Consider the following 22,299-nt stretch of genomic DNA (forward strand, 5'->3'; position numbering starts at 1 on the left):
TAATATACTTGAATGACCATATGTTTTTTGTATCGACCGCAAGAGCTGCGGGGGAGTTCATGATAGAATGCATTAACTTTTGATGGGAGGAATTAAAATGGATAGCATCAATAAAACAACTGCTTTGGAAATCTTGATGCAAGACGCTGAAAAGATCTACAAATTAATCAATAGCCAAAAAGAACACCTTTGTTTTGCGAACTGTCCGGCCTTTGAGGATGTGGTGGATACGCAAATGTACGGATTCTCACGTGAAGTTGATTACGCCGTAAAATTGGAGATCATCTCGAAGGAAGATGGACACAAGATATTGAGTGACTTGGAGGCTTCCTTGAACGCCATGTACACGAATTATTTTGATCAATCGAAAAATGATTCCGCCGACAAAGGGGTTTAGTTGTCCATATGATTAAAAATGCAATCAAGAAAAAATTCTCCTGTATGGATTGGCGCCTGCTGATTCCGTACATCATCCTGTCGGGTTTCGGGATTCTGATGGTTTACAGTTCCAGCAGTTATCGAGCCATGACTGATTACAACAATTCGGAATATTTTTTTTATAAGCAAATCATTTTTGCTTCATTGGGTTTGCTGGGTGCGCTGATTGCTTCCTTTCTGTCCAAACGAATATTCAAAAATGAGAAAACTTTGCGTTATGGTTTGAGAGTTCTTTTCGCCATATTGGCTTACTTGCTTTTATGGCCGGGTACCGCAACAAAAGGCGCGCGCGGCTGGATTTACTTCGGGACAATCGGGTTCCAACCTGCGGAATTCATGAAATTGAATCTGATTCTTTATCTGTCCTGGTTCATTTCCAAACACCAATCCCGCATCAATGCTGTTTTTTACGATACGATGAAGAAACCGCTCCTGATAACGGCGGCAGCAGTGATGATGGTGTTCCTGCAGCCCGATCTTGGGGGTGCTGCCATCATCGCCTTTATCTGTCTGGTCATGTTCCTCCACTGCGGCATCAAAGTCAAATATGGCATTATGACTTTCGGGGCTATCGGAGCGATATACGGACTGATCATCGTCGTGGTGAGGACATTCGGAAGCAGCATCCCTTTCTTCCATTCCTATCAGATAGAAAGGATCACATCATTCATCGATCCTTTTGCCGACATACAGGATTCCGGTTATCAAGTAGTGAATTCTTACTACGCTTTGAGTAGGGGCGGCCTTTTCGGTGTAGGCATCGGTGAAAGCATCCAGAAATCGGGCTATCTGCCGGAACCACACACCGATTTCATCTTGTCCATTGTAGGGGAAGAGCTAGGCTTGGTGGGAGTGGCGTTCGTTTTGGTGCTGTTTTTCTATATGGTCTATCGCATTTTTAAGAATGCGATCAAAATCAAAGATCCTTTTGCCCAACTGGTCTGTACCGGGATCGGTACGATGTTCCTGATACAGGGAGTCATCAATGTCGGAGGTGCGACCGGCTTGATGCCGTTGACTGGAGTCACTTTTCCGTTCGTCAGTTATGGCGGATCCAGCTTGTTGGTATCGGCCGTTTCGATTGGACTGGTCAACAATATGTACATCAATGATCAGATTTCCAAACAACCAAAATAAACAATAAAAAGAGCCGATTTTCGGCTCTTTTTATTTGAGTGGTTGCTCCGGTGGATAAACGTCCGGAATGCTTTTTGTATCTGACGAAAATAGAGTATAATAGTAGGTACCATGGTATTCTTTACCATATTCAACAATCAGAATTCACAAGGAGGGGTAGGCGTGAAATTTTCCATCAAAGTAGTGTCATTGTTCATTGTATTTATATTCATAGCTTATGCACTCCCTCTTTATTTGGACAATGATGAACGTATTGCGCCAACTTCAAGCATCGCGAGGAACGAGCAAACGGCCATTGATGAAAATGAAGGGTATCCTTTGCCGGTTACCGGCTATGAATCCTACATCGGTCAATCTATTACAGCCTACACAGCGAAGCACGGGCAGCCGAATCGCATTGGAAGAGCCTATGATGACAGTGAATGGTGGGTATTCGGGACAAATGCTGCGGACTATATCCAGATTGGTGTCAAGGAGGATGTCATCCGCTCCCTGTATATTTTGGGAAGCAAAATCGAAACGGGTATGTACACAATCGGTATGACCCAGGATAATGTACTCGATGAGGGTTATCTGGCAAGAGATTTTCATCTTACTGTCGGTGATACGCCTTATGAATTAGCTCTATCGAAGCAACAAAAAGAAAGTACGCCGTTGATTCAGTTCGAGAACGACAGCTTTGTTATTTTGCTGTTTGATGATGTGACGAAGACAGTTTATGGGATGTATTTCCTTTCGAATGAGGCATTGTTGGATTTGGAATATTATTCTGTCGTTTCGGAAAAGGCATACGAAGTCGAGCATGATGACTGGGAGCGAAACATGGCTGCGGATTTGGAAAATATCCTTCAAATCAAAAGTATATTGGGCATATTGCGGGAGCGCAGGGGGCTGACGATGTTCGAGGAATCCGAAGAGTTGATTATCGCTGCAAACGAGCTTATGCCGAGTGAAACAGACATCAATGATTTTACGGCAGCCTTCACTTTATCGGATCAACGCATCGAAAGAAAGTTAGTAGATGTTGTCCCGGATAGACGAACGGCCTTTGTTTTTGATGATGACTGTTACAGTGTTCCCGCGCTTTTTCTGAAGGCTCTACAAGTGGATAATGTGATTTTCGACGACTATCTGACTCGTTACGCTGTCACAAGCAATGAGCACTATCAGTTGATCCTATTGAGCGAACAGCCTATCGGACCCTAAATAACGGTTGAGTCAGCCGCATTTTCGAGCTATACTACAAAGTAGACGTCATCAACATACACGAGGCAGGAGAATCAGATGATAATCAATGAAGAATACTTCGCGTTGGAAGACCAAACACTCCAGCTGGTGGAAACAATCTGCAGCGGAGAAACTATGGCATCTTATAAGGAAGCAAGGCGACTTCTTTCACAAAATAAAGCGGCTAACGCCAAGATTAAGGCATTCAATGAAGCGAAAGAAGCATACGAGAGGGTAGAGGCCTATCCTGATTTTGCGCCGGATTATGCTGAAATAAAACAGCGCGTTTACCAAGCCAAACGAATCATGGACTTAGATGAATCAGTCTATCGCTTTCGGACAGCGGAACGCGAATTGCAATTGCTTTTGGATAAAGTTTCCGAGCGGTTGGCGCATGCCGTTTCACCAGATATATTGGTTTCTGCAGGAGACCCATTTTTTCAATCAGGGGATTCTAACATGCCTGCAGCTTGCCAGATACATATTTCCAGTAGGGGGTAAACATATGAGCTTAGAAGTGACCAAAAGGCAAGGCATCGTCGTCTGGGTCTATACCTTGAGACAAATCAAAAATTTAAAGAGATACGGTTATATCCATTATGTTTCCAACAGAATGAAGTATGTCCTGTTGTATGTCGACCAAGAAGAGGCGCAAACCACGGCCGAAAAATTGAACAGTCTGCATTTTGTCCGGAAAGTGGAAGTGTCGCATCGTCCTGAGATCGACATGACCCTGAAGAATGCTCTTCCTGACAGGAAAGATCGTAATAATCCTGAAGTGGAATACCACGAGTCGGCTTTTGAAACAAAGACTTATTCTTTTTAGTGGTGATCGGAAATAAAAAATACTTTTTGTGGGTGAGTGCAGATGCGGGTTATCGCAGGAGAATATAAAGGACGCAGATTAAAAAGCGTTCCTGGCAGCAATACGCGGCCAACAACGGATAAGGTCAAAGAGTCCTTGTTCAACATCATCGGTCCGTTTTTTGAAGGCGGAGTCAGCTTGGACATGTTCGCGGGCAGCGGGGGTTTATCGATCGAAGCAGTATCCCGCGGGATCGATCGAGCGGTGTTGTTCGAAAAGAACCGAAAAGCAATTGATACGATCAAGGAAAATATCGCAATCACGAAAGAAGCGGAGAAATTCACTATTTATGCAGGTGATGCGCGGAAAAATCTGCGTGTCTTCGCGGTGGAAAATCCGAATATACAATTTGCGCTGGTCTTTCTTGATCCGCCGTATGCTGATGAAAAGACAGTTGCTGACATCACTGAAATGATCGCCCTGCAATTGGTCAATGAAGAGACCGTATTTGTCTGTGAAATGGCAAAAGAAAATACGTTGCCTGAACAGATCGGCCCGTACGGAAAATGGAAGCGTGCGGTTTATGGGACCATCGCTATCGAAATGTTCGACTACAATCAGGAAGGGTGATCCCATGAAAAAAACAGCGCTATTTGCGGGGAGTTTTGACCCTTTGACGAACGGGCACATCGATACGATTTCGCGTGCAGCGATTGTTTTCGACGAAATCGTTGTTGCAGTATCGACCAACACATCCAAGCAGTCTTTATTTGACGGTGAGGAAAGAATCCGGTTGGTCGCAGAAGCTTTGCGTGACTTTCCGCAGGTCCGCGTCGTCCGCCATACCGGGGGGCTTACCATTGAAATGGCAAGGGATGTCGGTGCCTGCGCACTTTTGCGAGGGGTGCGAAACGTAAAGGACTTCGAGTATGAACACAGCATCGCCTCGATGAACAAGCTGCAGGCCCCGGATCTGGAGACGGTGATCCTGTTGTCTTCGGAAAACTATCGCTACCTCAGTTCCAGCCTGATCAAGGAAGTCGCGATGTTCGGCGGGGATGTATCCACCTTGGTGCCGGCCAACATAAACGCCGCTATCCTTCAGAAATTCCAGGACAGCGCGTTCAAGGGTAAAAAAATATCGGAGTGAATCGAGCATTTACATAAGGTTAGGAGCGGAGCCGTTGGGTTCTTTTCCCAACCTTTTTTGTTTTGGTGAGCAGATGGATCATTTTTTCGGACGGCTGAATGTTTCTGCGTCTTTTCGCGTATGTTGTCAATGGATGCGAAAGGAGGGATAGTTTGGATGCTATTCGGGAATGGCTTGCTTGCCATAAACAGGAAGTGATCCGGTTTGCCGTTTTGTTTATGTTTATCGCCCTATGTCTCTTTGGCTTGGGCAGATTGATATACGGAAGCACGGCAGAAACCGACACTGGGGAGCTGCAGTTGGATGAAACCTACCTGGCGGCAAACGCTGCTGAGTCTAATCAGTCGCCAGAACAGCCGGAAGAGTCGGAGTCGGTCCAGGAAATCATCATCGTCGACATCAAAGGGGCCGTAACAAATCCGGGTGTATACCGGGCTGAGACCGACATGCGCGTCATTGACATCATTGATTTGGCGGGTGGCTTGAGTGAAACCGCTGATGCCGACACAGTGAATCTATCACAGCGTGTTGCGGATCAGATGGTCATCTATATTCCTGCTGTCGGGGAAGAAGCGGATCGGCCGATTACGGTGGCGGAAAATCCGCTGGCCGAACAAGAGAGCGGAAATGGGGTGGCTGGAACCGAGAAAGTGGACATCAATACGGCGGATGCGGTATTGCTGCAAACATTGAATGGCATTGGTGAAAAAAAAGCCGCGCTCATCATCGCGTACCGTGAAGAGAACGGCTCTTTCCAGACGATCGAGGATATAATGGAAGTTTCAGGAATTGGTGAAAAAACCTTCGAGGGGTTAAAAGATCTAATCACGGTCGGCGCAAAATAAAATTGAATCAAGAGAGAAGCTCTTGTATACTTAATTTTATATATGGATGGAGGTAACTACTGCATGGAAAGAATTCCTTGGAATCAATATTTTATGGCACAAAGCGTATTGCTCTCGCTGCGGAGCACATGTAAACGCTTGGAGGTCGGAGCCACAATCGTCAGGGACAAGCGCATCATAGCCGGAGGATACAACGGGAGTGTTTCCGGCGATGTGCACTGTATCGATGAGGGCTGCTATGTCGTGAATGGGCATTGTGTCCGCACTATCCACGCGGAAATGAATGCAATCCTCCAGTGCGCCAAATTCGGCGCCCAGACAGAGGATGCGGAAATATATGTGACGCATTTTCCTTGTCTACAATGCACGAAGATGATTTTGCAGGCTGGGATCAAGAAAATCTACTATTTGGAAGACTATCACAATGACTCCTATGCCATTCATCTTTTGGATGCAATGGATATTCCTTATGAACAAGTCCCCCTCGATCCGGATTATTTTTATCAATTACTGAAACGAAAAGATCAACAAGATGATGACTCTGCTGCTTGTTGCGGTCATCATGACTGACCATTAAAGGCTATCTGCTTTTGCCTGCCTTGCTCGTCTTCCCGATAACTATTATTGGGTTCAACAAAAATAATTATTTTGCCTGGTTACTGCTAATCGTTATGTTTGTTCGACTCATTTTAATGCAAGAAAAGAGTCTGAATATTATTGCTGGCGCGGTTGTGATCGCAACACTTGCAAGCTTGTTGCTCCATTACTGGTCAAATGCATCTGAGTTCACTTATGCGGAAGCGGAGAGAATCAGAACGGCTGCGCTCCAGTTGGACCCGAACGATATGCGGATCAACGGCGATTTGTTGACAGGGGAAGCCTTGTTGCAATCGGAAGACAAGGAAGAAACCGTTTATTTCTATTACACGATCGAAACGCAAGAGGAGAAGTTCAATTGGGAACAACAGCGATTTCCCCAGCAGGTCGTTGCCACAGTCCGGCTGGAGGAGCCGGAAGCTGAACGGAATCTGCACCAATTTGATTTTGAGGATTATCTGAATGCGAAAAGCATCCATTGGGTCGTCACGGTCGAAGCGATGCAGTTCCGGAGCGAGGATCGTTCTTTCCGGGCCTGGCCAAGCAGCATCAGGAGATCCATCATCTTGATGTTGGAAAAGTTGCCTGCTGTCCAGACGACCGACTACATCCAAACCATGTTATTCAATCAGTCGCATGCTATTGCGGGGGACACTTTGGATGCCTATCGCGGGATCGGTTTATTGCATCTTTTTTCCATCTCCGGTATGCATATCCAACTCTTGTTGACCCAGGCGCGCTTTATCCTGCTGCGGATGAAAGTCAGCCACGAGACTACAAATAAGCTGCTGGTTGTGTTTCTGATCGCTTATGGCGTATTGACCGGATGGGGAATCGGTGTCTTCCGGGCTATCTTCACGCATTTTATTCTTTTGATGGGGAAAATCACTGGGCATCGGATTGAAGCGAAGGATGCCTTTGCGCTTACGGTGATGATTGTTGTTTTATACAATCCGCTGCTGATTTATTCGGCAAGTTTTCAATTGAGCTATCTTTTGGCCGGAGTATTGTATTTCGTGGCTCCGGTCAGCTCGGAATGGGAAATGAACGGGCTATTGAAGGACGTCTGTTTGACGGCACTGATGACATTGGCGTCCTTTCCGGTCGTCGCCTATCATTTTTTTGAGGTTTCGTGGCTCGGGATTTTTGTGAATGTGATCTTTTCGTTCTTTTTTTCTTGGTTGCTTTTTCCGCTGTTTTGGTTGTTGTTCTTTGTCGTGCTTTTTTTTCCGGGAACTCCGTTGCTGGGATTGCTTTGCACCGTGTCCGATAGCTTGCTCACCTTGCTGGAAAACTTCGCTGGAGCAGCCGCGGATTTGGATTTCGCGTCATTGGTTACTGGAAGACCACCCGCTGTTTATTTTGCGCTGGTCTGGATCGCTTTGATTCTGCTCTTGCTGAGCGTTGAAAAGAAACAAAGGGATATCCGGGTGCTCGGTTTCCTGATGGCGGCGGTCGGTTTGTTTTTTTTCGCCCATCAGCTTGATCCTTCCGGAAAAGTCGTCATGCTTGATGTGGGGCAGGGGGATGCCATTTTGATCATAACGCCTTTTCATCGTCGGGCTGTGCTTATAGATACGGGTGGCATGCTGACTTTTGAAAAAGAAACCTGGCAAGTCCGAGAAACAGCGACCACCGCCGGCGAAAAGCTTGTGTCGATCATAAAAGCGGAAGGCGTGAAAAAATTGGACAGGGTCTTTCTGACGCATGCCGATCAGGATCATGTCGGTTCGTTGCGGGAACTAGCCGTAGGGTTGCCGATCGATGCGGTTTATTTCCCTAAAGGAGCGGAGGGGAATGCGGCTTTCGCCGCAGTGCTCCTTGAACTGCAAAGCCAGCATCAAGTGGGTCTCTTCCCTTTATTGGGCAAGGTCGATCTAGAGATTGATGCCGATTTTGTTTTTCACATCCTGGCACCTTTAGCGCCGGGTGAAGGCGGAAATGAGGATTCATTGGTCATCCAAACCAGCATAGGCGGTTTGGATTGGTTGTTCACAGGCGATCTCGGAGAAGAAGGTGAAGAGGTGCTGATGCGGACTTATCCTGATCTGAAGACCGATGTCCTGAAAATAGGTCATCACGGTAGCGCAACATCCAGTTCGGAAGGTTTCTTGGATCATGTCCAACCTGAATTGGCCTTGATATCGGCTGGAAAACAGAACCGGTATGGACATCCGGATGCGCAAATACTGGAACGTCTGGAATTGCGGAATATCCCTATATTTCGTACGGATCGACAGGGCGCTATCCACTTTTTGTATGGGTCAGAAGAAACAGAATGGCGAACCATTTTGGAGAACAAAAAATAAAAATGATGAATGGTGGTCCAAACGTGAATTATACAACGGAGATGTCCAAAATAAAAAAAGGTCAGCTTCAGCCGGTCTATTTATTTTTGGGCAAAGAAGATTTTTTTATAGAAGAAGCGAAGCAGCTGTTGCTGCGTACGGTGGTTGACGAAGCCGACAAGGATTTGAATGTCGGCATATTCAATATGGATGGGACGTTGTTGGATCGGGCTCTTGAAGATGCGGAGTCGCTGCCTTTTTTTGGGGAAAGACGTTTGGTCATTATCGAGAATCCGCTCTTTTTGACGGCCGAAAAATCCAAAAATGGACTGGAACATGATCTTGGTTGGCTGGAGAGCTATCTGGAGAATCCGGCGCCTTCAACGGTTCTGGCTATTTTTGCGCCTTACGAGAAATTGGACAGCAGAAAAAAAATAGCAAAACTTTTGACGAAGAAGGCTGTCACTGTGGATGTTTCTCCATTAGCGGAGAAAGAAGCCCGTAAATTTTTAGGGGACATGATCAAAAATGAAGGTTACCAGATGAACCGCGACGCACTCGAATTGTTTTACGAGCGGATCGAAAATCAACTGTCGCGGGGAATGAGAGAGTTGCCCAAGCTATTTCTTTCTGGATCTGAAGAAAAAAAAATCACCAAACAAATGGTGATCGACTTGATTCCTCGAAATCTGGAACAGAATATATTTGAATTGGTGACACAGGTTCTGAACAAGAACACGTATCTGGCTATCCAGATCTATCGGGATCTATTGCTCCAAAAAGAAGAACCTATCAAAGTCAATGCTATCCTTTTAGGGCAATTCCGGTTGTTGCTGCAAGTGAAGCTGCTTTCAAAAAATGGGTACCAACAAACCGACATCACCAAAGTATTGAAGGTCCATCCTTATCGTGTGAAACTTGCTGTCCAACAAGTGAGGCACCTATCCGAAAAAGTCCTGGCGGATGCTTTTCAGGGATTGGTCGAGACGGAATACAACATGAAGACAGGGCAAGGGCTGAAGGAAATACAATTTGAGTTATTTCTGATCCGCTACGCAAACGCAATGCCCAAGCAGTGAAAAATCATACGAAAAAGACCGAAGACGGACCAGCTAAGCGGGTCTGTCTTCGGCCTTACGTTTTGAAGTCTCTTAAATCAAAAAATTATTTTGCTAATTTTTTAGTTAAACGAGAAATGTCGCGAGACGCTTTGTTTTGATGAATTAAGTTTTTAGAAGCTGCTGAATCGATAGATTTAACTGCTGCCTTCAATAATTCTTCGCTATTTTCAGCGCCTTCTGCTACTGCAGCTTCAAATTTCTTGATAGCTGAACGCATAGCGCTCTTTTGAGCGTTGTTTTTTAGGTTAGCTTTTTCGCTAGTGCGAACACGTTTGATTGCTGAATCGATATTTGGCATTGGGTTCACCCCTCTTTCCTTATTTCTATAACTATTAGGCTGTTTTGCCAACATGCCATATTATACATAATTTTGAGGGGTTGTGCAATAAAAAATGAAAGAGATTCCCTTTTATTCCTTGCGACACGGAATTTCTGTACACATATTTCGTAATTTTTGCGTCAGAATCAGCTAAGGCCATGGTAAAGACTCCAGAGTGTACGAAAGTATGTTTGGGTGGTAAAATAATTGTAACAGTGAGTGAAGAGGTGAATCAGCTATTATGAAAGATCATTTTGAATTAGTTTCCCCATACAAACCAAGCGGGGATCAGCCGGAAGCCATCAAAGAGCTTGTTGATGGGTTGAATCTGGGCAGACGGGCGCAAACGTTGCTGGGTGCTACGGGGACCGGCAAGACTTTTTCGGTAGCAAACGTCATCCAAGCAGTGAACAAGCCAACGCTCGTCATAGCGCATAATAAAACGCTGGCAGGTCAACTGTATGGCGAATTGAAGGAGTTTTTTCCGAATAACGCCGTCGAGTATTTTGTCAGCTACTATGACTATTATCAACCCGAAGCGTATGTTCCCTCGAGTGACACTTATATAGAGAAAGAATCCAGCGTAAACGATGAAATCGATAAACTTCGTCATTCTGCCACCAGTTCCTTGTTGGAAAGGCGCGACGTGATTGTGGTCGCTTCCGTTTCCTGCATCTATGGTCTGGTGAACCCGTTGGACTACAAAGAGCATACGCTATCGTTAAGGCAAGGAATGGAGATGGAACGGAATGAACTATTGCGCAGGCTGGTTGAAATGCAGTTTGAACGCAATGATATCGATTTTCGGCGTGGAACGTTCCGTGTGCGCGGGGACGTTGTTGAAATTTTTCTGGCATCCCGCGACAATGAGGCCATTCGAGTCGAATTTTTTGGTGATGAAATCGATCGGATCAGAGAAGTGGATGTGCTGACCGGAGAAATCAAGAACGATGTCGACCATTTTCCTGTTTTCCCAGCCACTCACTTTGTGGCGAATGAAGAAAAAACCTTGCATGCCGTCGATATGATTCGGGCAGAATTGAAAGATCGCCTGAAGGTGCTGCGCGCTGAAAATAAACTATTGGAAGCCCAACGGTTGGAGCAACGCACCAACTACGACATGGAAATGTTGATGGAAATGGGATATTGCAACGGAATCGAAAATTATTCCAGACATATGGACGGGCGTGCTCCCGGAGAACCTCCGTATACGTTGCTTGATTTTTTCCCGGATGATTATTTGACCGTCATCGACGAGTCGCACATCACGATGTCTCAAATTCGCGGCATGTACAACGGTGACCGTTCGCGAAAGGAACAGTTGGTGGCGTACGGCTTCCGTCTCCCGAGTACTTTGGACAATCGCCCATTGACGTTGAAGGAATTCGAGGAGCGGGTCAACCAGATCATTTATATTTCAGCGACCCCTGGCCCATACGAGTATGAACAAAGCCCATATGTTGCCCAACAGATCATCCGTCCCACCGGTTTATTGGATCCGATTGTGGAAGTGCGGCCAATCAAAGGTCAGATCGATGATCTGATCAGTGAAATCAATTTGCGCGTCGAACGGAATGAGCGGGTCTTCATCACAACTTTGACGAAGAAGATGTCCGAAGATTTGACTGATTATCTGAAGGAAGTCGGCATCAAGGTAAATTATCTGCACAGCGAAATCAAAACGATGGAGCGCGCGGAAATCATCCGTAATCTCCGTTTGGGAGAATTTGATGTGTTGATCGGTATCAATCTGTTAAGAGAAGGGCTGGATGTTCCCGAGGTTTCGCTCGTTGCCATCTTGGATGCCGATAAAGAGGGTTTTCTGCGCAGTGAACGTTCACTTGTTCAGACAATTGGTCGAGCAGCAAGAAACGAGAACGGAAAAGTAATCATGTACGCAGACCGCATAACAGATTCCATGGAGCGGGCGATTAACGAAACCAACAGGCGCCGTGCGACGCAGGAAGCCTACAATGTTAAGCATGGTATCACGCCAAAAACAATCATCAAAGAAGTGCGTGATCGCATCCGTATCTCTCACGCTCCTGAAGAAGGCGACGGTGACGTAAGCATTCTAAGCATCTATCAAGCAATGACGATGGAACAACGCCGCGAAGCACTCGATCAACTGGACCGGGATATGCGGGAAGCGGCAAAAGCCCTCAATTTTGAAAAAGCTGCCGAAATCCGTGATATGGTGTTGGAGCTGAAAGCCGAATACAAAGGATTATAAAAAAGTGATTTTCACTTGCAATCGGTAAGGAATTACGATAAAATAGTCCTTGTATTATATATACGACCTTCAACTTGGTTAAACGATTCACCAACGTTCTACTCAGTTAAAGGTAACTTTATGAAAGAGGTGAAAAAAATGGCAATTTCAAAAGAACTTAAAAATGAAATCATCAAAGAATACGCTATTCACGAAGGAGATACTGGATCCCCTGAAGTGCAAATTGCAGTTCTTACGTATGAAATCAACCACTTGAACGAGCATGCACGCGTTCATAAAAAAGACCACCATTCTTACCGTGGTTTGATGAAAAAAGTTGGACACCGTCGTAACTTGTTGGCTTACTTGCGCAACAAAGACGTTGCACGCTACCGTGAACTGATCCAAAGATTAGGTTTGCGTCGTTAATTTCGTGGCCAAGACATATTAAGCGAGATTCCACTGTGAATCTCGCTTATTTTTTGGGATTTTTCGGACAATGAGTGCAAAAATGCTGAGCAATCAGCTATAATGGAATGAGGCTCCCGCTCTACAGACCGCTACTATACAAATGTGAGCTTATAAGCGTCGGTAGGTTGACATTTGTCTAGTAGTTGGTAGATGGGAAGCATCGCAAAAGGAGAATGATAACATGTCAGAAAAAAAAGTGTTCCAAATGGACTGGGCAGGTCGTTTGCTGCAAGTCGAAATCGGCCAATTGGCTAAGCAAGCCAATGGTGCGGTATTGGTCAGATACGGGGATACTGTCGTATTGACGGCTGCTGTCGGTTCAAGAGAACCAAAAGATACCGATTTCTTCCCATTGACTGTGAACTATGAAGAAAAAATGTATGCAGTCGGTAAAATACCTGGAGGATTCATCAAGCGTGAAGGTCGTCCAAGTGAAAACGCAACATTGACTGCACGTTTGATTGACCGTCCGATTCGTCCGATGTTCCCTGAAGGGTTCCGCAACGAAGTGCAGATCACAAACGTTGTTATGTCCGTTGAACAGGATTGCGCACCGGAAATGGCTGCCATGTTCGGTTCCTCATTGGCATTGGCGATTTCCGACATTCCGTTCTACGGACCGATCGCTGGAGTGAATGTTGGCCGCGTGGATGGCGAATATGTTTTGAATCCAACCGCTCCACAAAATGAAGCATCCGATATCGAGTTGACCGTAGCCGGTTCGAGAGTTGCCATCAACATGGTTGAGAGTAGCGCTGCGATGGTTAATGAAGAAGATATGCTTGGGGCATTGATGTTCGGCCACAAAGCAATCCAGGAATTGTGCGATTTCCAAGATAAAATCGTAGCCGAAGTCGGCAAGGAAAAAATGACCGTCAAGCTTTTGACTTTAAACCCTGAACTTGTGGCGGAAGTGACCACTGCTTACGGTGAAAAAATGACGACAGCCATCATGACAGAAGAAAAATTGGCTCGTGAAGCCGCTATTGAAGATGTGAAAGCTGAAGCAATCTTGTTCTTCAACGAAAAGTATCTGGATGACGCCAACTTTGCTCAAATCTCCAAAGAAGTACGCCAAATCGTGGAAGACATGGAAAAAGACGAAGTGCGCCGTTTGATCACAGTCGACAAAATCCGTCCAGATGGCCGAAAAATCGATGAAATCCGTTCATTGGCTTCCGAAGTCGGCTTATTACCGCGCGTACACGGTTCCGGCTTGTTCACGCGTGGACAGACGCAAGCGTTGTCTACTTGTACATTGGCTCCACTGGGCGAACATCAGATCATCGACGGCCTTGGCATGGTCGACAGCAAGCGATTCATCCACCATTACAACTTCCCGCAATTCTCGGTCGGCAGCACTGGTAGAGCAGGAAGTCCTGGACGCCGCGAAATCGGCCATGGTGCTTTGGGTGAACGTGCGTTGAAACAAGTTATCCCGACAGAAGCCGAGTTCCCTTACACAATCCGTTTGGTTTCGGAAGTATTGGAATCCAACGGGTCCTCTTCACAAGCAAGCATCTGTGCCAGCACGTTGGCAATGATGGATGCGGGTGTGCCGATCAAAGCACCGGTAGCGGGTATCGCGATGGGCTTAGTGATGGAAGGCGAAAACTATACAGTTTTGACGGACATCCAAGGACTTGAAGATCACTTGGGCGACATGGACTTCAAAGTTGCCGGAACAAGCGAAGGTATCACTGCGTTGCAGATGGACATCAAAATCCAGGGGATCACAGAACAAATCCTGACTGAAGCGTTGATGCAAGCGAAGAAAGCGCGGATGGAAATCCTTGCTGAGCTGACCAGCACGATTGCAGCCCCACGCGAAGAACTGTCCCAGTATGCTCCGAAGATCGAAATGATGCAAATCAAACCAGATAAGATCAAAGTCGTCATTGGTAAAGGCGGAGATACAATCAACAGCATCATCGAAGAAACCGGCGTGAAGATCGACATCGATCAAGAAGGTAACGTGAGCATCGCTTCAGCTGATACTGCGATGATCGCCCGCGCTAAACAAATCATCGAAGAGTTGACGCATGAAGTCAAGGTCGGTGAAATCTACGAGGGTACTGTAAAACGTATCGAAAAATTCGGTGCATTCGTTGGAATCACAAAAGGCAAAGATGGCATGGTCCATATATCTGAATTGGCTAACGAACGTGTCAAAGAAGTTGAAGATGTCCTAGCCATCGGAGACAAAGTGAAAGTCAAGGTCATCGAAATCGACAGACAAGGCAGAATCAATCTTTCCCGTAAAGCGTTATTGCCTAAGGAAGAAAAATAAACTGCTGGTTATAAATTGAAACGGTTCAGAACACTCTTCTGTAAAGAAAAACTTCTAAAGGCTGTTTTGAAGCGGAAAAACAGGCACTCCCCCACAAAGGGAATGCCTGTTTTTTGTTGGCGGTAGACTTGGGCCAGATAAGTGATAAAAAGCTTGCCACAATTATTCTAATAATCCTGACTTGTAGAGTAATATTGATTAATTATAGATTTTAATATTAAATCAATGAATTTTTTTCATAAAAGCGTTATTATAAGGTAAAGAGAAACATATTTTTACGCCAACAGTAAACAGATATATTTTTTACCTATATCGTCCTCGTTAATGTAAGCGCTTTTAAATCTTTTGTGTAGTTCGTGAAGCTTCTGTGTAAGTTTTTGTAACAAAGAATGGTATCATCAATATTATCGAAAAACCTGTTGCTCAATCACAAATAAGCACAAAATCGATACTCGGACAGCGCGAAGAAGCAGAGAAATCAAACGGAGCAAGTAGCAAAGTGGCTGATCTGGTTCCGTTAGACAGAAGGAAACAACAATAAAACAGTAAAGGATGAGTGCAATGGTGCCAGAATCTATTTTCTCGCAGGGTCAAATGCCGACGCTTAAAGAAGTGTTGGCTTCAAGGGAACAACGTGCCTTTTTTGAAGAGGAAATCAGCAAGACGAACGCAAATCAGACATTGATTTCCCTTAAATGCAATATTCCTGGACCCGTTAAATATAATGCCATCGTAAGACAGATTTCTGAAATCGGTATCCAAGAAGTTAAAAATGCAATCCAAAAAAATAAATGGAAAGTCACTTATGAAAAATTGATGGATTTGGATACAGGACCAGAATACTTTGTTGTCGTTGATACCTATCCAACAGCCGTGAAGCAAGCCGCCATCATGATAGAAGACGGCAGTTTACTCGGGCAGCTGTTCACGATCAATGTATTCTATCTCGAAGAAGGCAAGATGATCGAGGTGCAGCGAATGGAAATTGGCTATGAACCGAGAAAGTGCATGATTTGCGGGGATGAAGCCTTCGAATGCGAAAATAAGAATGTACATACCAGGGAAGAAATCCAGAAAAAAATCGAATCCATTCTGCAGGAGGATGGGAGAGTCCGTTTGGATTAATAGCCTTATTAATACCCGTATTTCCGTTTTAGACAAATAAAGGCAAAGCTTATGAGCGTCTAAACGGATAAAACTAAATCAGTATCCATTTCGCATTCCAATCAGAGACCTTCGATAAGGACTCTGATTGGAATGTTTTTTACGTAAATAAAAAATAGATTAAAAAATTCTAATAAAGTGTGGTAAAATGCTTAAGTGAAGGATCTTTAAATCCTAAAAAATAGGTAATACAGAAAATGAATGAGTGAGGGATCAATGATGAAAGAGTATAATGTTGCCATTGTAGGTGCTACGGGTGCCGTTGGAGAAAAAATGCTGGGCTTGTTGGAGAATGCTTCTTTTCCGATAAAAAGTCTGAAGTTGTTGGCTTCTAAACGTTCTGCTGGGAAAGTTAAGACATTCCGAGGACAGGAACTGCAGATTGAGGAAACGACTGACGAGTCATTTGAAGGCATCGACATTGCATTATTCAGCGCTGGGGGTGGCATAACGAAGCAATTCTCCCCTGCCGCGATCAAAGCTGGAGCCGTTGTCATCGACAATACGAGTGCTTTTCGTATGGATCCGGAAACGCCATTGGTAGTTCCTGAAGTGAATCCGGAAGACTTGCGCAAACATAAAGGACTGATCGCTAACCCAAACTGTTCCACTATTCAGATGGTGGTAGCTTTGCAACCACTCCGTGAAAAGTTTGGTTTGGATCGTGTCATCGTTTCCACGTATCAAGCGGTAAGTGGCGCAGGATTGCATGCATTGGAAGAATTGAAAGCTCAAACCCAAGCAGTCCTGAACGGTGAAGAGCCGGTTGCGAATATTTTACCTTGTGGTGGCGATAAGAAGCATTTCCCGATCGCATTCAATGCTTTACCGCAAATTGATGTGTTCAGCGAAGGCGGCTACACGTATGAAGAGTGGAAAATGATCAATGAAACTAAAAAAATCATGGGAGACAACGAAATTAAAGTCTCTGCTACCTGTGTGCGTATCCCTGTAATGTCCGGACACTCGGAATCCGTCTATTTCGAAGTGGACGACAAAAACGTTTCTGTCGCAGATATCTGGGAAGTGTTGAAAGATGCTCCAGGAGTTGTGCTTCAGGATGACACAGCTAATCAAGTTTATCCCACAGCACGTGAATCAGTCGGAAAGAATGAAACATTTGTCGGACGTATCCGTAAAGATGTGGATGTCGACAATGGTTTCCATATGTGGGTTGTTTCCGATAATCTATTGAAGGGCGCTGCTTGGAATTCTGTGCAGATTGCGGAAAAAATGATTGAAATGGGTCTACTGTAGAACCTTTGAATAACGGATGAGCAAAGCCTCGTCAACTGAAGAATCGGATATGACTGGGCCTGTCAAAGGATGGACTGGGAAGGGTGTTTGGTTAAACCTCGTTCCCGTTCCGTTCCTTTTGGCAGGTCTTTTTTGTACTTTCAGAAAACCGGAACAGAAACTGAAGCAAATGCTACAATTTTGCCGATAATCATGTATAATATAACAGAGAGGATATCGGTCACGTTTAGCCGGATGCGAAGAAAACGCATTCGCTTGTAGACTCTGAAGACAATTCGGCAAAGTAGCTGCGCTGATTTTCAGGGACGAAAATACGGAGGAAGGCATTCAAACGATCAATATAGATAACAGCATAGAAAGCTGAAAAATAAGAGGTGGTACAATGAGTAAAGTAAGAATAATTTCTCTCGGAGGTGTGAGAGAAAGCGGTAAAAACATGTATTTAGTGGAAGTGGACGATTTAATTTTTGTATTGGATTGCGGTCTTCTTTATCCGGAAAATGAATTATTGGGAATTGACGTCGTCATCCCTGATTTTACTTACCTGGAGGAAAACAAAAATAAGATAGCGGGTATTTTCCTGACGCATGGTCATGCGGATGCCGTAGGAGCATTGCCTTATTTGTTGCAGAATATCGATGCACCCGTGTTCGGTACAGGATTGACGATTGCGTTGGCTAAATTGGCGGTCGACTCCACCGGATTGGCTACGGGATTTGAGGATTATCACGTTATCGATGAGAACACCGAAATTGAATTCGAAAACACCAGTGTCCGGTTCTTCAGAACCACGCATACCATCCCTGATTCTGTAGGGATCTGTGTGAAGACGGAAGAAGGCAGTGTCGTCTATACAGGTGATTTCAAGTTTGATCAAAGTGCATCCCCGATGTATCGGACCGATTACGGCAAAATTACGGATATCGGAGAAGGCAAAGTATTGGCGCTGTTGAGCGATTCCGGTGATGCCGAATCGACTACGGAAAACGTCAGTGACCGCAAGATTGAAGAAGAAATGCTGGATACTTTCATCAACGCTGAAGGCCGTATCATCGTCTCCTGTGTTGCAAGCAACATTTTGCGCATCCAGCAAGTTTTTGATGTCGCTCTCCAAGCGAATCGTAAAATCTTTTTGACAGGACCAACTTTGGTTGAAACAGTCGATGTCGCCATGAAACTGGGGAAACTGGTCTTGCCGACTCCAGATCTGCTTGTGAATGTGAAGAACATCAATGATTACCGTGATGGTCAAGTGTTGATTCTGGAAACCGGCAACAGTGGGGAACCCTTGGAAGCTTTGCAGCGGATGTCCAAAGGCAGACACAAGCAAGTGAACCTTAAAGAGGGTGATTTGGTTTACATCACGACTACACCTTCAACAGCTATGGAAACGACAGTCGCAAAAACCAAAAATTTGATTTATCGTGCCGGTGCGTCCGTGCGTGAAATATCCGGAACATACAAAGCATCCGGACATGCTTCGCCGAACGATCTGAAATTGATGATCAACCTACTGAGACCTACTTATTTCGTGCCTGTCCAAGGTGAGTACCGAATGCAAGCTGCACATGCCCAATTGGCGAATGAAGTCGGCATTCCGTTCAAAAATATTTTCATCCCTGGTAAAGGTGACGTGATCGAATATGCCAAAGGCCGTATGCACATGACGGGACAGGTCCCAGCCGGGAATGTTCTGATCGATGGGATCGGGGTTGGCGATATCGGCAACATTGTCTTGCGCGACCGTAAACTATTATCGGAGGATGGCATCTTCGTGGTCGTTGTGACGATCTCCAGAAGATTGAACAAAATTTTGTCGGGTCCGGAAATCGTTTCGCGTGGCTTCGTCTATATGAAGGCGAGCGAAGAGCTTGTCAAAGAAAGTTCGAATATCGTCCGGGAAGTAGTGGAAGATAACCTGCACACGAAAGACTTTGATTGGGCCAAGTTAAAACAAGAGATACGTGATTCGTTGAGCCGTTATCTTTTTGAAAAGACGAAGCGCAAACCGGTCATTTTACCGATCATCATGGAAGCATCCAATTATCAGAAGAAGAGCTGATGCCCGTTTGCCGTAAAGGCAATGAAACGGATCGTTGTTGAAAAGGAGAGATTCATCTTTATGGGTTCTAATAGTACGAAGGCTTGGATCGAGGCAGCTCTGTTTGCTGTCCTCGCAATCGCCTTGGCATATGTGGCCATGCCATTTGGAGAATACACTATTGTTTTTGCTTTGTTGCCGTTGCTTTTCATTTCTCTCCGCAGAGGAATATTGCTTGGACTGGTTTCTGGAATACTGACCGGCCTCGTTTTGTTTGCGCTCAAAGGAGAGGGAGCGGATGTTGCTGCAGATATCCTGAACCAAGCCGCACCGTTCGTTTTCGTGGGCATCGCCGGTTTTTTCGCGAAATTCACGCAACGCACATTGAACAATAAACGTTTCCCGAATGCAGCCTTGAATATAGTGACGGCATCCTTTTTCGGAACGCTTGTCTATTTTGTCTGGGCGCTGATCTCGGACATATTCCTCAGTGAGGAAGCAGTTCCAGCTGGTGTTTCTGCTTTTGCGCATTTTCTTCCGGGACAAGCGCTATCGTTTGCGGCAACTTTTGCCGTCAGCGCAGTCGTTCTGGTGTTGATTGCAAAATTCGCTCCTAAAGCGTACATTCCAAAAGGCAGCCGTTTCCTGAGCAGAAAAGAAAAATCGAAACTATTAAATGATTAAAACAGAAAGGCGAAGGACGGATTTGAATTATCCGGTCTTCGCCTTTCTGTTTTTGTGGGCTCGTGTGCTATGATATGTAGGTAACATGTTTTGTCATTTTATTGATTTGGAGTGGTCTTATGGGTATTTGGTCAATGATATTTACGGCAATCATCGTTTTAAATACAATTGGTGCAATCATCACCGTCTTTAAAGAAAAAAGAGATGTCGCTGCCACCTGGGCCTGGCTGTTGACGTTAAACCTCTTGCCGGTGGCGGGTTTCATCATCTACCTCTTTATAGGGAAAAAGATGTCAAAAGAAAACATCTATGATATGCGCACGCAAAAAAGCTTGGGCATGTCCCAGTTGGCGAAGGTCCAGATTGAAATGTTGGAGGATGAGGATCTGGCGCAAGGTTTGGTCGAAACCGACTATGCACAAAAAACAGCTATCCTGTTCCTGGAAAGTGATGAATCCATTTTGACGAAAGGGAATAAAGTTGAAATATTCAAAACTGGCGCAGATGTTTTCGATTCCCTTGTGCAGGACATCTATAAAGCAGAAGATCATGTGCATATGCTTTATTATACTTTTCGCTCGGACGACTTGGGGAAGCGGATTCTGGCGGCGTTGGAAGACAGGGCGGCAGCTGGCGTTGAGGTTCTGGTCGTTTACGATGCAATGGGCTGCAGAGGGAATGATCCGAGATTTTTCAATAATCTTGAAAAATTAGGCGGAAAGACGGAAGTATTTTTTGGTTCAAAAATACCTTTCGTTAATTTGCGGATGAACTATCGGAATCATCGCAAAATAATGGTAGTGGATGCAAAAGTTGCTTATCTCGGCGGGTTCAATATAGGCGATGAGTATCTAGGGAAAGGGGAACTCGGCGAATGGAGGGATACGCATATGAAAATAGAAGGCAATGCAGTCTTGACGCTTCAGAGCCGTTTCTTCATGGACTGGAATGCGGTTGCCAAAGAAAAGAACAGGAAAGATTATGCAGAAGCCTATTTCCCGATCGCCGATAAAAAAGGTAACACGGCCATGCAAATTGTGGCAAGTGGACCGGATGACGAAGATCAGACGATCAAGATGGGTTTCTTGAAGATGATCAGCCAAGCTAAAGAATCCATTTATATACAGACTCCTTATTTTATACCTGACGAGAGTCTGCATGAAATGCTCAAAATCGCAGTCCTATCCGGTGTAAAAGTCAAAATCATGATACCCTCGAAGCCGGATCATCCTTTCGTCTATCGGGCAACGGAGTATTTTGCCAAAGACATCGTTGAGTACGGTGCGGAAGTCTATATGTACCAGAATGGTTTCCTACATTCAAAGGTGATGGTGGTCGATGATGAAATTGTATCGGTAGGCACGGCAAATATGGATGTGCGCAGTTTCAAATTGAATTTTGAGATCAACGCTTTTATTTACGATCGTGACGTAGCTGAAGAATTAATCGCAAATTTTGATGAAGATCAGAAGAATTGTATCCGTGCAACCCATGATTATTTCGCAAAACAGTCGAAGGGGCGGAAATTCAAGCAAGCTTTTTCCAGATTACTCTCACCGATACTGTAGACCGAAAGCGTATGGAAATTGATCGACAATCAGAATTCAGAAGAAAGGCCCACAAGCAGTCAAAACAAGCGAGAATGCAATTGTGTGAGATGCATTCTCGCTTGTTTCAGTTGTCATAGTTTTTTACGTTAATGACTTTACCTTGTGCTCCTGATTTCTATAGATGGGTATGCCACCAACTGATGGAATTTAACCAAGTTGGATAGCCAAGACTTGACTGATGTTCAGTAGATAAGTCACTTTTTTATCGGCAGTTGTGAACATGATTTGTCTTTTTGGAGTTACGCGGGAATTGAAAGAACCCCAAACGAGTGATCTGGTATACGATTTCGGTCCATGCTTTTCTTCAATCACGACATACACAGGGTGGTTATTTTCAAAAGCCTGGTTAGCAAAACGGATAACTTGATGAATCGGCATTACTTTGTCCAAGATGGCTTCATTGATGGAATGGACGGATGAGAGCGGGCGCAAGTAGGATTTATTTGAAGGATTCTCATTATTAGTGGATACTGGGTAGATGTAGTTTTGCATGTATGTTCCTCCGAACGTGTGTTTGTCTTGTGTCTTTATTATAAGAACATCTGTTCTTGTTTGCAAGCTTTTTATTTTGCGATCGAACAAAAATTTGGGAGTGCAGATATGTAACTCCACCCACAATTATGTCATATCGGCCGAAAATGCC

At 44.9% G+C, this 22,299-nt stretch carries 21 protein-coding genes; 19 read left to right on the forward strand and 2 right to left on the reverse strand.

Going from position 1 to position 22,299, the window contains the following annotated elements; genetic code table 11:
• Positions 1-97: 97 nt before the first annotated feature.
• From ACKPCD_RS07545 to holA, 11 genes are all read left to right on the forward strand, one after another.
• The gene (locus tag ACKPCD_RS07545; protein ID WP_068562191.1) at positions 98-397 is read left to right on the forward strand and encodes an Fpa/YlaN family protein; all 300 of its coding nucleotides are present in this window, start codon (positions 98-100) and stop codon (positions 395-397) included.
• A gap of 8 nt (positions 398-405) precedes the next feature.
• Positions 406-1,575 (forward strand): putative lipid II flippase FtsW, encoded by a 1,170-nt coding sequence (gene ftsW, locus ACKPCD_RS07550; RefSeq protein ID WP_068562190.1) that lies wholly within the window; start codon positions 406-408, stop codon positions 1,573-1,575.
• A gap of 162 nt (positions 1,576-1,737) precedes the next feature.
• Entirely contained in the window at positions 1,738-2,781 is a 1,044-nt protein-coding gene (locus ACKPCD_RS07555; RefSeq protein WP_068562189.1) for a CAP-associated domain-containing protein, read from the forward strand.
• 78 nt (positions 2,782-2,859) lie between these two features.
• Positions 2,860-3,303 (forward strand): YlbF/YmcA family competence regulator, encoded by a 444-nt coding sequence (locus ACKPCD_RS07560; protein WP_321432861.1) that lies wholly within the window; start codon positions 2,860-2,862, stop codon positions 3,301-3,303.
• Positions 3,304-3,307: 4 nt separating this feature from the next.
• Positions 3,308-3,628, forward strand: coding sequence for a YlbG family protein (locus ACKPCD_RS07565; RefSeq protein WP_068562187.1), 321 nt, complete (start codon positions 3,308-3,310; stop codon positions 3,626-3,628).
• 42 nt (positions 3,629-3,670) lie between these two features.
• The gene (gene rsmD, locus ACKPCD_RS07570) at positions 3,671-4,237 is read left to right on the forward strand and encodes a 16S rRNA (guanine(966)-N(2))-methyltransferase RsmD (protein WP_321432862.1); all 567 of its coding nucleotides are present in this window, start codon (positions 3,671-3,673) and stop codon (positions 4,235-4,237) included.
• Positions 4,238-4,241: 4 nt separating this feature from the next.
• Positions 4,242-4,757, forward strand: a complete 516-nt coding sequence (gene coaD, locus ACKPCD_RS07575; RefSeq protein ID WP_068562185.1) for a pantetheine-phosphate adenylyltransferase — start codon at positions 4,242-4,244, stop codon at positions 4,755-4,757.
• A gap of 152 nt (positions 4,758-4,909) precedes the next feature.
• Positions 4,910-5,602, forward strand: a complete 693-nt coding sequence (locus tag ACKPCD_RS07580; RefSeq protein WP_321432863.1) for a helix-hairpin-helix domain-containing protein — start codon at positions 4,910-4,912, stop codon at positions 5,600-5,602.
• 63 nt (positions 5,603-5,665) lie between these two features.
• The gene (locus tag ACKPCD_RS07585; RefSeq protein ID WP_068562184.1) at positions 5,666-6,172 is read left to right on the forward strand and encodes a ComE operon protein 2; all 507 of its coding nucleotides are present in this window, start codon (positions 5,666-5,668) and stop codon (positions 6,170-6,172) included.
• Positions 6,173-6,294: 122 nt separating this feature from the next.
• A complete protein-coding gene (locus ACKPCD_RS07590) occupies positions 6,295-8,508 on the forward strand; it encodes a DNA internalization-related competence protein ComEC/Rec2 (RefSeq protein WP_321432864.1) in 2,214 nt (737 codons plus the stop codon).
• Between the two features lie 23 nt (positions 8,509-8,531).
• Complete coding sequence (holA, locus tag ACKPCD_RS07595) at positions 8,532-9,566, forward strand: DNA polymerase III subunit delta (RefSeq protein ID WP_276646500.1); 1,035 nt, start codon at positions 8,532-8,534, stop codon at positions 9,564-9,566.
• Positions 9,567-9,651: 85 nt separating this feature from the next.
• Here holA and rpsT read toward each other — a convergent pair whose 3' ends face one another.
• On the reverse strand, positions 9,652-9,906 hold the full coding sequence (gene rpsT / locus ACKPCD_RS07600; protein ID WP_068562182.1) for a 30S ribosomal protein S20: 255 nt from the start codon (positions 9,904-9,906) through the stop codon (positions 9,652-9,654).
• 262 nt (positions 9,907-10,168) lie between these two features.
• On the opposite strand from rpsT, the gene uvrB reads away from it, so the two are divergent.
• The 8 genes from uvrB to cls all read left to right on the forward strand — a co-directional run bounded on the left by uvrB (position 10,169) and on the right by cls (position 21,614).
• Entirely contained in the window at positions 10,169-12,160 is a 1,992-nt protein-coding gene (gene uvrB, locus ACKPCD_RS07605; protein ID WP_321432865.1) for an excinuclease ABC subunit UvrB, read from the forward strand.
• A 138-nt stretch (positions 12,161-12,298) separates the two neighbouring features.
• Positions 12,299-12,568, forward strand: a complete 270-nt coding sequence (gene rpsO, locus ACKPCD_RS07610; protein ID WP_068562194.1) for a 30S ribosomal protein S15 — start codon at positions 12,299-12,301, stop codon at positions 12,566-12,568.
• 223 nt (positions 12,569-12,791) lie between these two features.
• On the forward strand, positions 12,792-14,900 hold the full coding sequence (pnp, locus tag ACKPCD_RS07615; RefSeq protein WP_288927345.1) for a polyribonucleotide nucleotidyltransferase: 2,109 nt from the start codon (positions 12,792-12,794) through the stop codon (positions 14,898-14,900).
• Between the two features lie 561 nt (positions 14,901-15,461).
• Positions 15,462-16,025, forward strand: coding sequence for a citrate lyase holo-[acyl-carrier protein] synthase (gene citX, locus ACKPCD_RS07620; RefSeq protein WP_068562179.1), 564 nt, complete (start codon positions 15,462-15,464; stop codon positions 16,023-16,025).
• Between the two features lie 255 nt (positions 16,026-16,280).
• On the forward strand, positions 16,281-17,321 hold the full coding sequence (locus tag ACKPCD_RS07625; protein WP_086988400.1) for an aspartate-semialdehyde dehydrogenase: 1,041 nt from the start codon (positions 16,281-16,283) through the stop codon (positions 17,319-17,321).
• A gap of 382 nt (positions 17,322-17,703) precedes the next feature.
• Positions 17,704-19,383: a ribonuclease J gene (locus tag ACKPCD_RS07630; protein ID WP_321432866.1), complete on the forward strand. Its 1,680-nt coding sequence runs from the start codon at positions 17,704-17,706 to the stop codon at positions 19,381-19,383.
• A gap of 60 nt (positions 19,384-19,443) precedes the next feature.
• Positions 19,444-20,046: an energy-coupled thiamine transporter ThiT gene (locus ACKPCD_RS07635; RefSeq protein WP_321432867.1), complete on the forward strand. Its 603-nt coding sequence runs from the start codon at positions 19,444-19,446 to the stop codon at positions 20,044-20,046.
• Positions 20,047-20,165: 119 nt separating this feature from the next.
• On the forward strand, positions 20,166-21,614 hold the full coding sequence (gene cls, locus ACKPCD_RS07640) for a cardiolipin synthase (protein WP_321432868.1): 1,449 nt from the start codon (positions 20,166-20,168) through the stop codon (positions 21,612-21,614).
• A 189-nt stretch (positions 21,615-21,803) separates the two neighbouring features.
• Here the strand turns inward: cls and ACKPCD_RS07645 are convergent, their stop codons facing one another.
• On the reverse strand, positions 21,804-22,148 hold the full coding sequence (locus tag ACKPCD_RS07645) for a hypothetical protein (protein WP_321432869.1): 345 nt from the start codon (positions 22,146-22,148) through the stop codon (positions 21,804-21,806).
• Between the last annotated feature and the right edge of the window lie 151 nt (positions 22,149-22,299).

The sequence above is a fragment of the Trichococcus flocculiformis genome, from assembly GCF_963662535.1.
Lineage (GTDB): Bacteria > Bacillota > Bacilli > Lactobacillales > Aerococcaceae > Trichococcus > Trichococcus flocculiformis.

Excerpts from the sequence above, each read along its gene's own strand:
- ACKPCD_RS07545 (WP_068562191.1), top strand. The coding sequence starts at position 98 with ATGGATAGCATCAATAAAACAACTGCTTTGGAAATCTTGATGCAAGAC.
- ftsW (WP_068562190.1), top strand. The coding sequence starts at position 406 with ATGATTAAAAATGCAATCAAGAAAAAATTCTCCTGTATGGATTGGCGC.
- ACKPCD_RS07560 (WP_321432861.1), top strand. The coding sequence starts at position 2,860 with ATGATAATCAATGAAGAATACTTCGCGTTGGAAGACCAAACACTCCAG.
- ACKPCD_RS07565 (WP_068562187.1), top strand. The coding sequence starts at position 3,308 with ATGAGCTTAGAAGTGACCAAAAGGCAAGGCATCGTCGTCTGGGTCTAT.
- rsmD (WP_321432862.1), top strand. The coding sequence starts at position 3,671 with ATGCGGGTTATCGCAGGAGAATATAAAGGACGCAGATTAAAAAGCGTT.
- coaD (WP_068562185.1), top strand. The coding sequence starts at position 4,242 with ATGAAAAAAACAGCGCTATTTGCGGGGAGTTTTGACCCTTTGACGAAC.
- ACKPCD_RS07585 (WP_068562184.1), top strand. The coding sequence starts at position 5,666 with ATGGAAAGAATTCCTTGGAATCAATATTTTATGGCACAAAGCGTATTG.
- ACKPCD_RS07590 (WP_321432864.1), top strand. The coding sequence starts at position 6,295 with ATGCAAGAAAAGAGTCTGAATATTATTGCTGGCGCGGTTGTGATCGCA.
- rpsT (WP_068562182.1), bottom strand. The coding sequence starts at position 9,906 with ATGCCAAATATCGATTCAGCAATCAAACGTGTTCGCACTAGCGAAAAA.
- uvrB (WP_321432865.1), top strand. The coding sequence starts at position 10,169 with ATGAAAGATCATTTTGAATTAGTTTCCCCATACAAACCAAGCGGGGAT.
- rpsO (WP_068562194.1), top strand. The coding sequence starts at position 12,299 with ATGGCAATTTCAAAAGAACTTAAAAATGAAATCATCAAAGAATACGCT.
- pnp (WP_288927345.1), top strand. The coding sequence starts at position 12,792 with ATGTCAGAAAAAAAAGTGTTCCAAATGGACTGGGCAGGTCGTTTGCTG.
- citX (WP_068562179.1), top strand. The coding sequence starts at position 15,462 with ATGGTGCCAGAATCTATTTTCTCGCAGGGTCAAATGCCGACGCTTAAA.
- ACKPCD_RS07625 (WP_086988400.1), top strand. The coding sequence starts at position 16,281 with ATGATGAAAGAGTATAATGTTGCCATTGTAGGTGCTACGGGTGCCGTT.
- ACKPCD_RS07630 (WP_321432866.1), top strand. The coding sequence starts at position 17,704 with ATGAGTAAAGTAAGAATAATTTCTCTCGGAGGTGTGAGAGAAAGCGGT.
- ACKPCD_RS07635 (WP_321432867.1), top strand. The coding sequence starts at position 19,444 with ATGGGTTCTAATAGTACGAAGGCTTGGATCGAGGCAGCTCTGTTTGCT.
- cls (WP_321432868.1), top strand. The coding sequence starts at position 20,166 with ATGGGTATTTGGTCAATGATATTTACGGCAATCATCGTTTTAAATACA.
- ACKPCD_RS07645 (WP_321432869.1), bottom strand. The coding sequence starts at position 22,148 with ATGCAAAACTACATCTACCCAGTATCCACTAATAATGAGAATCCTTCA.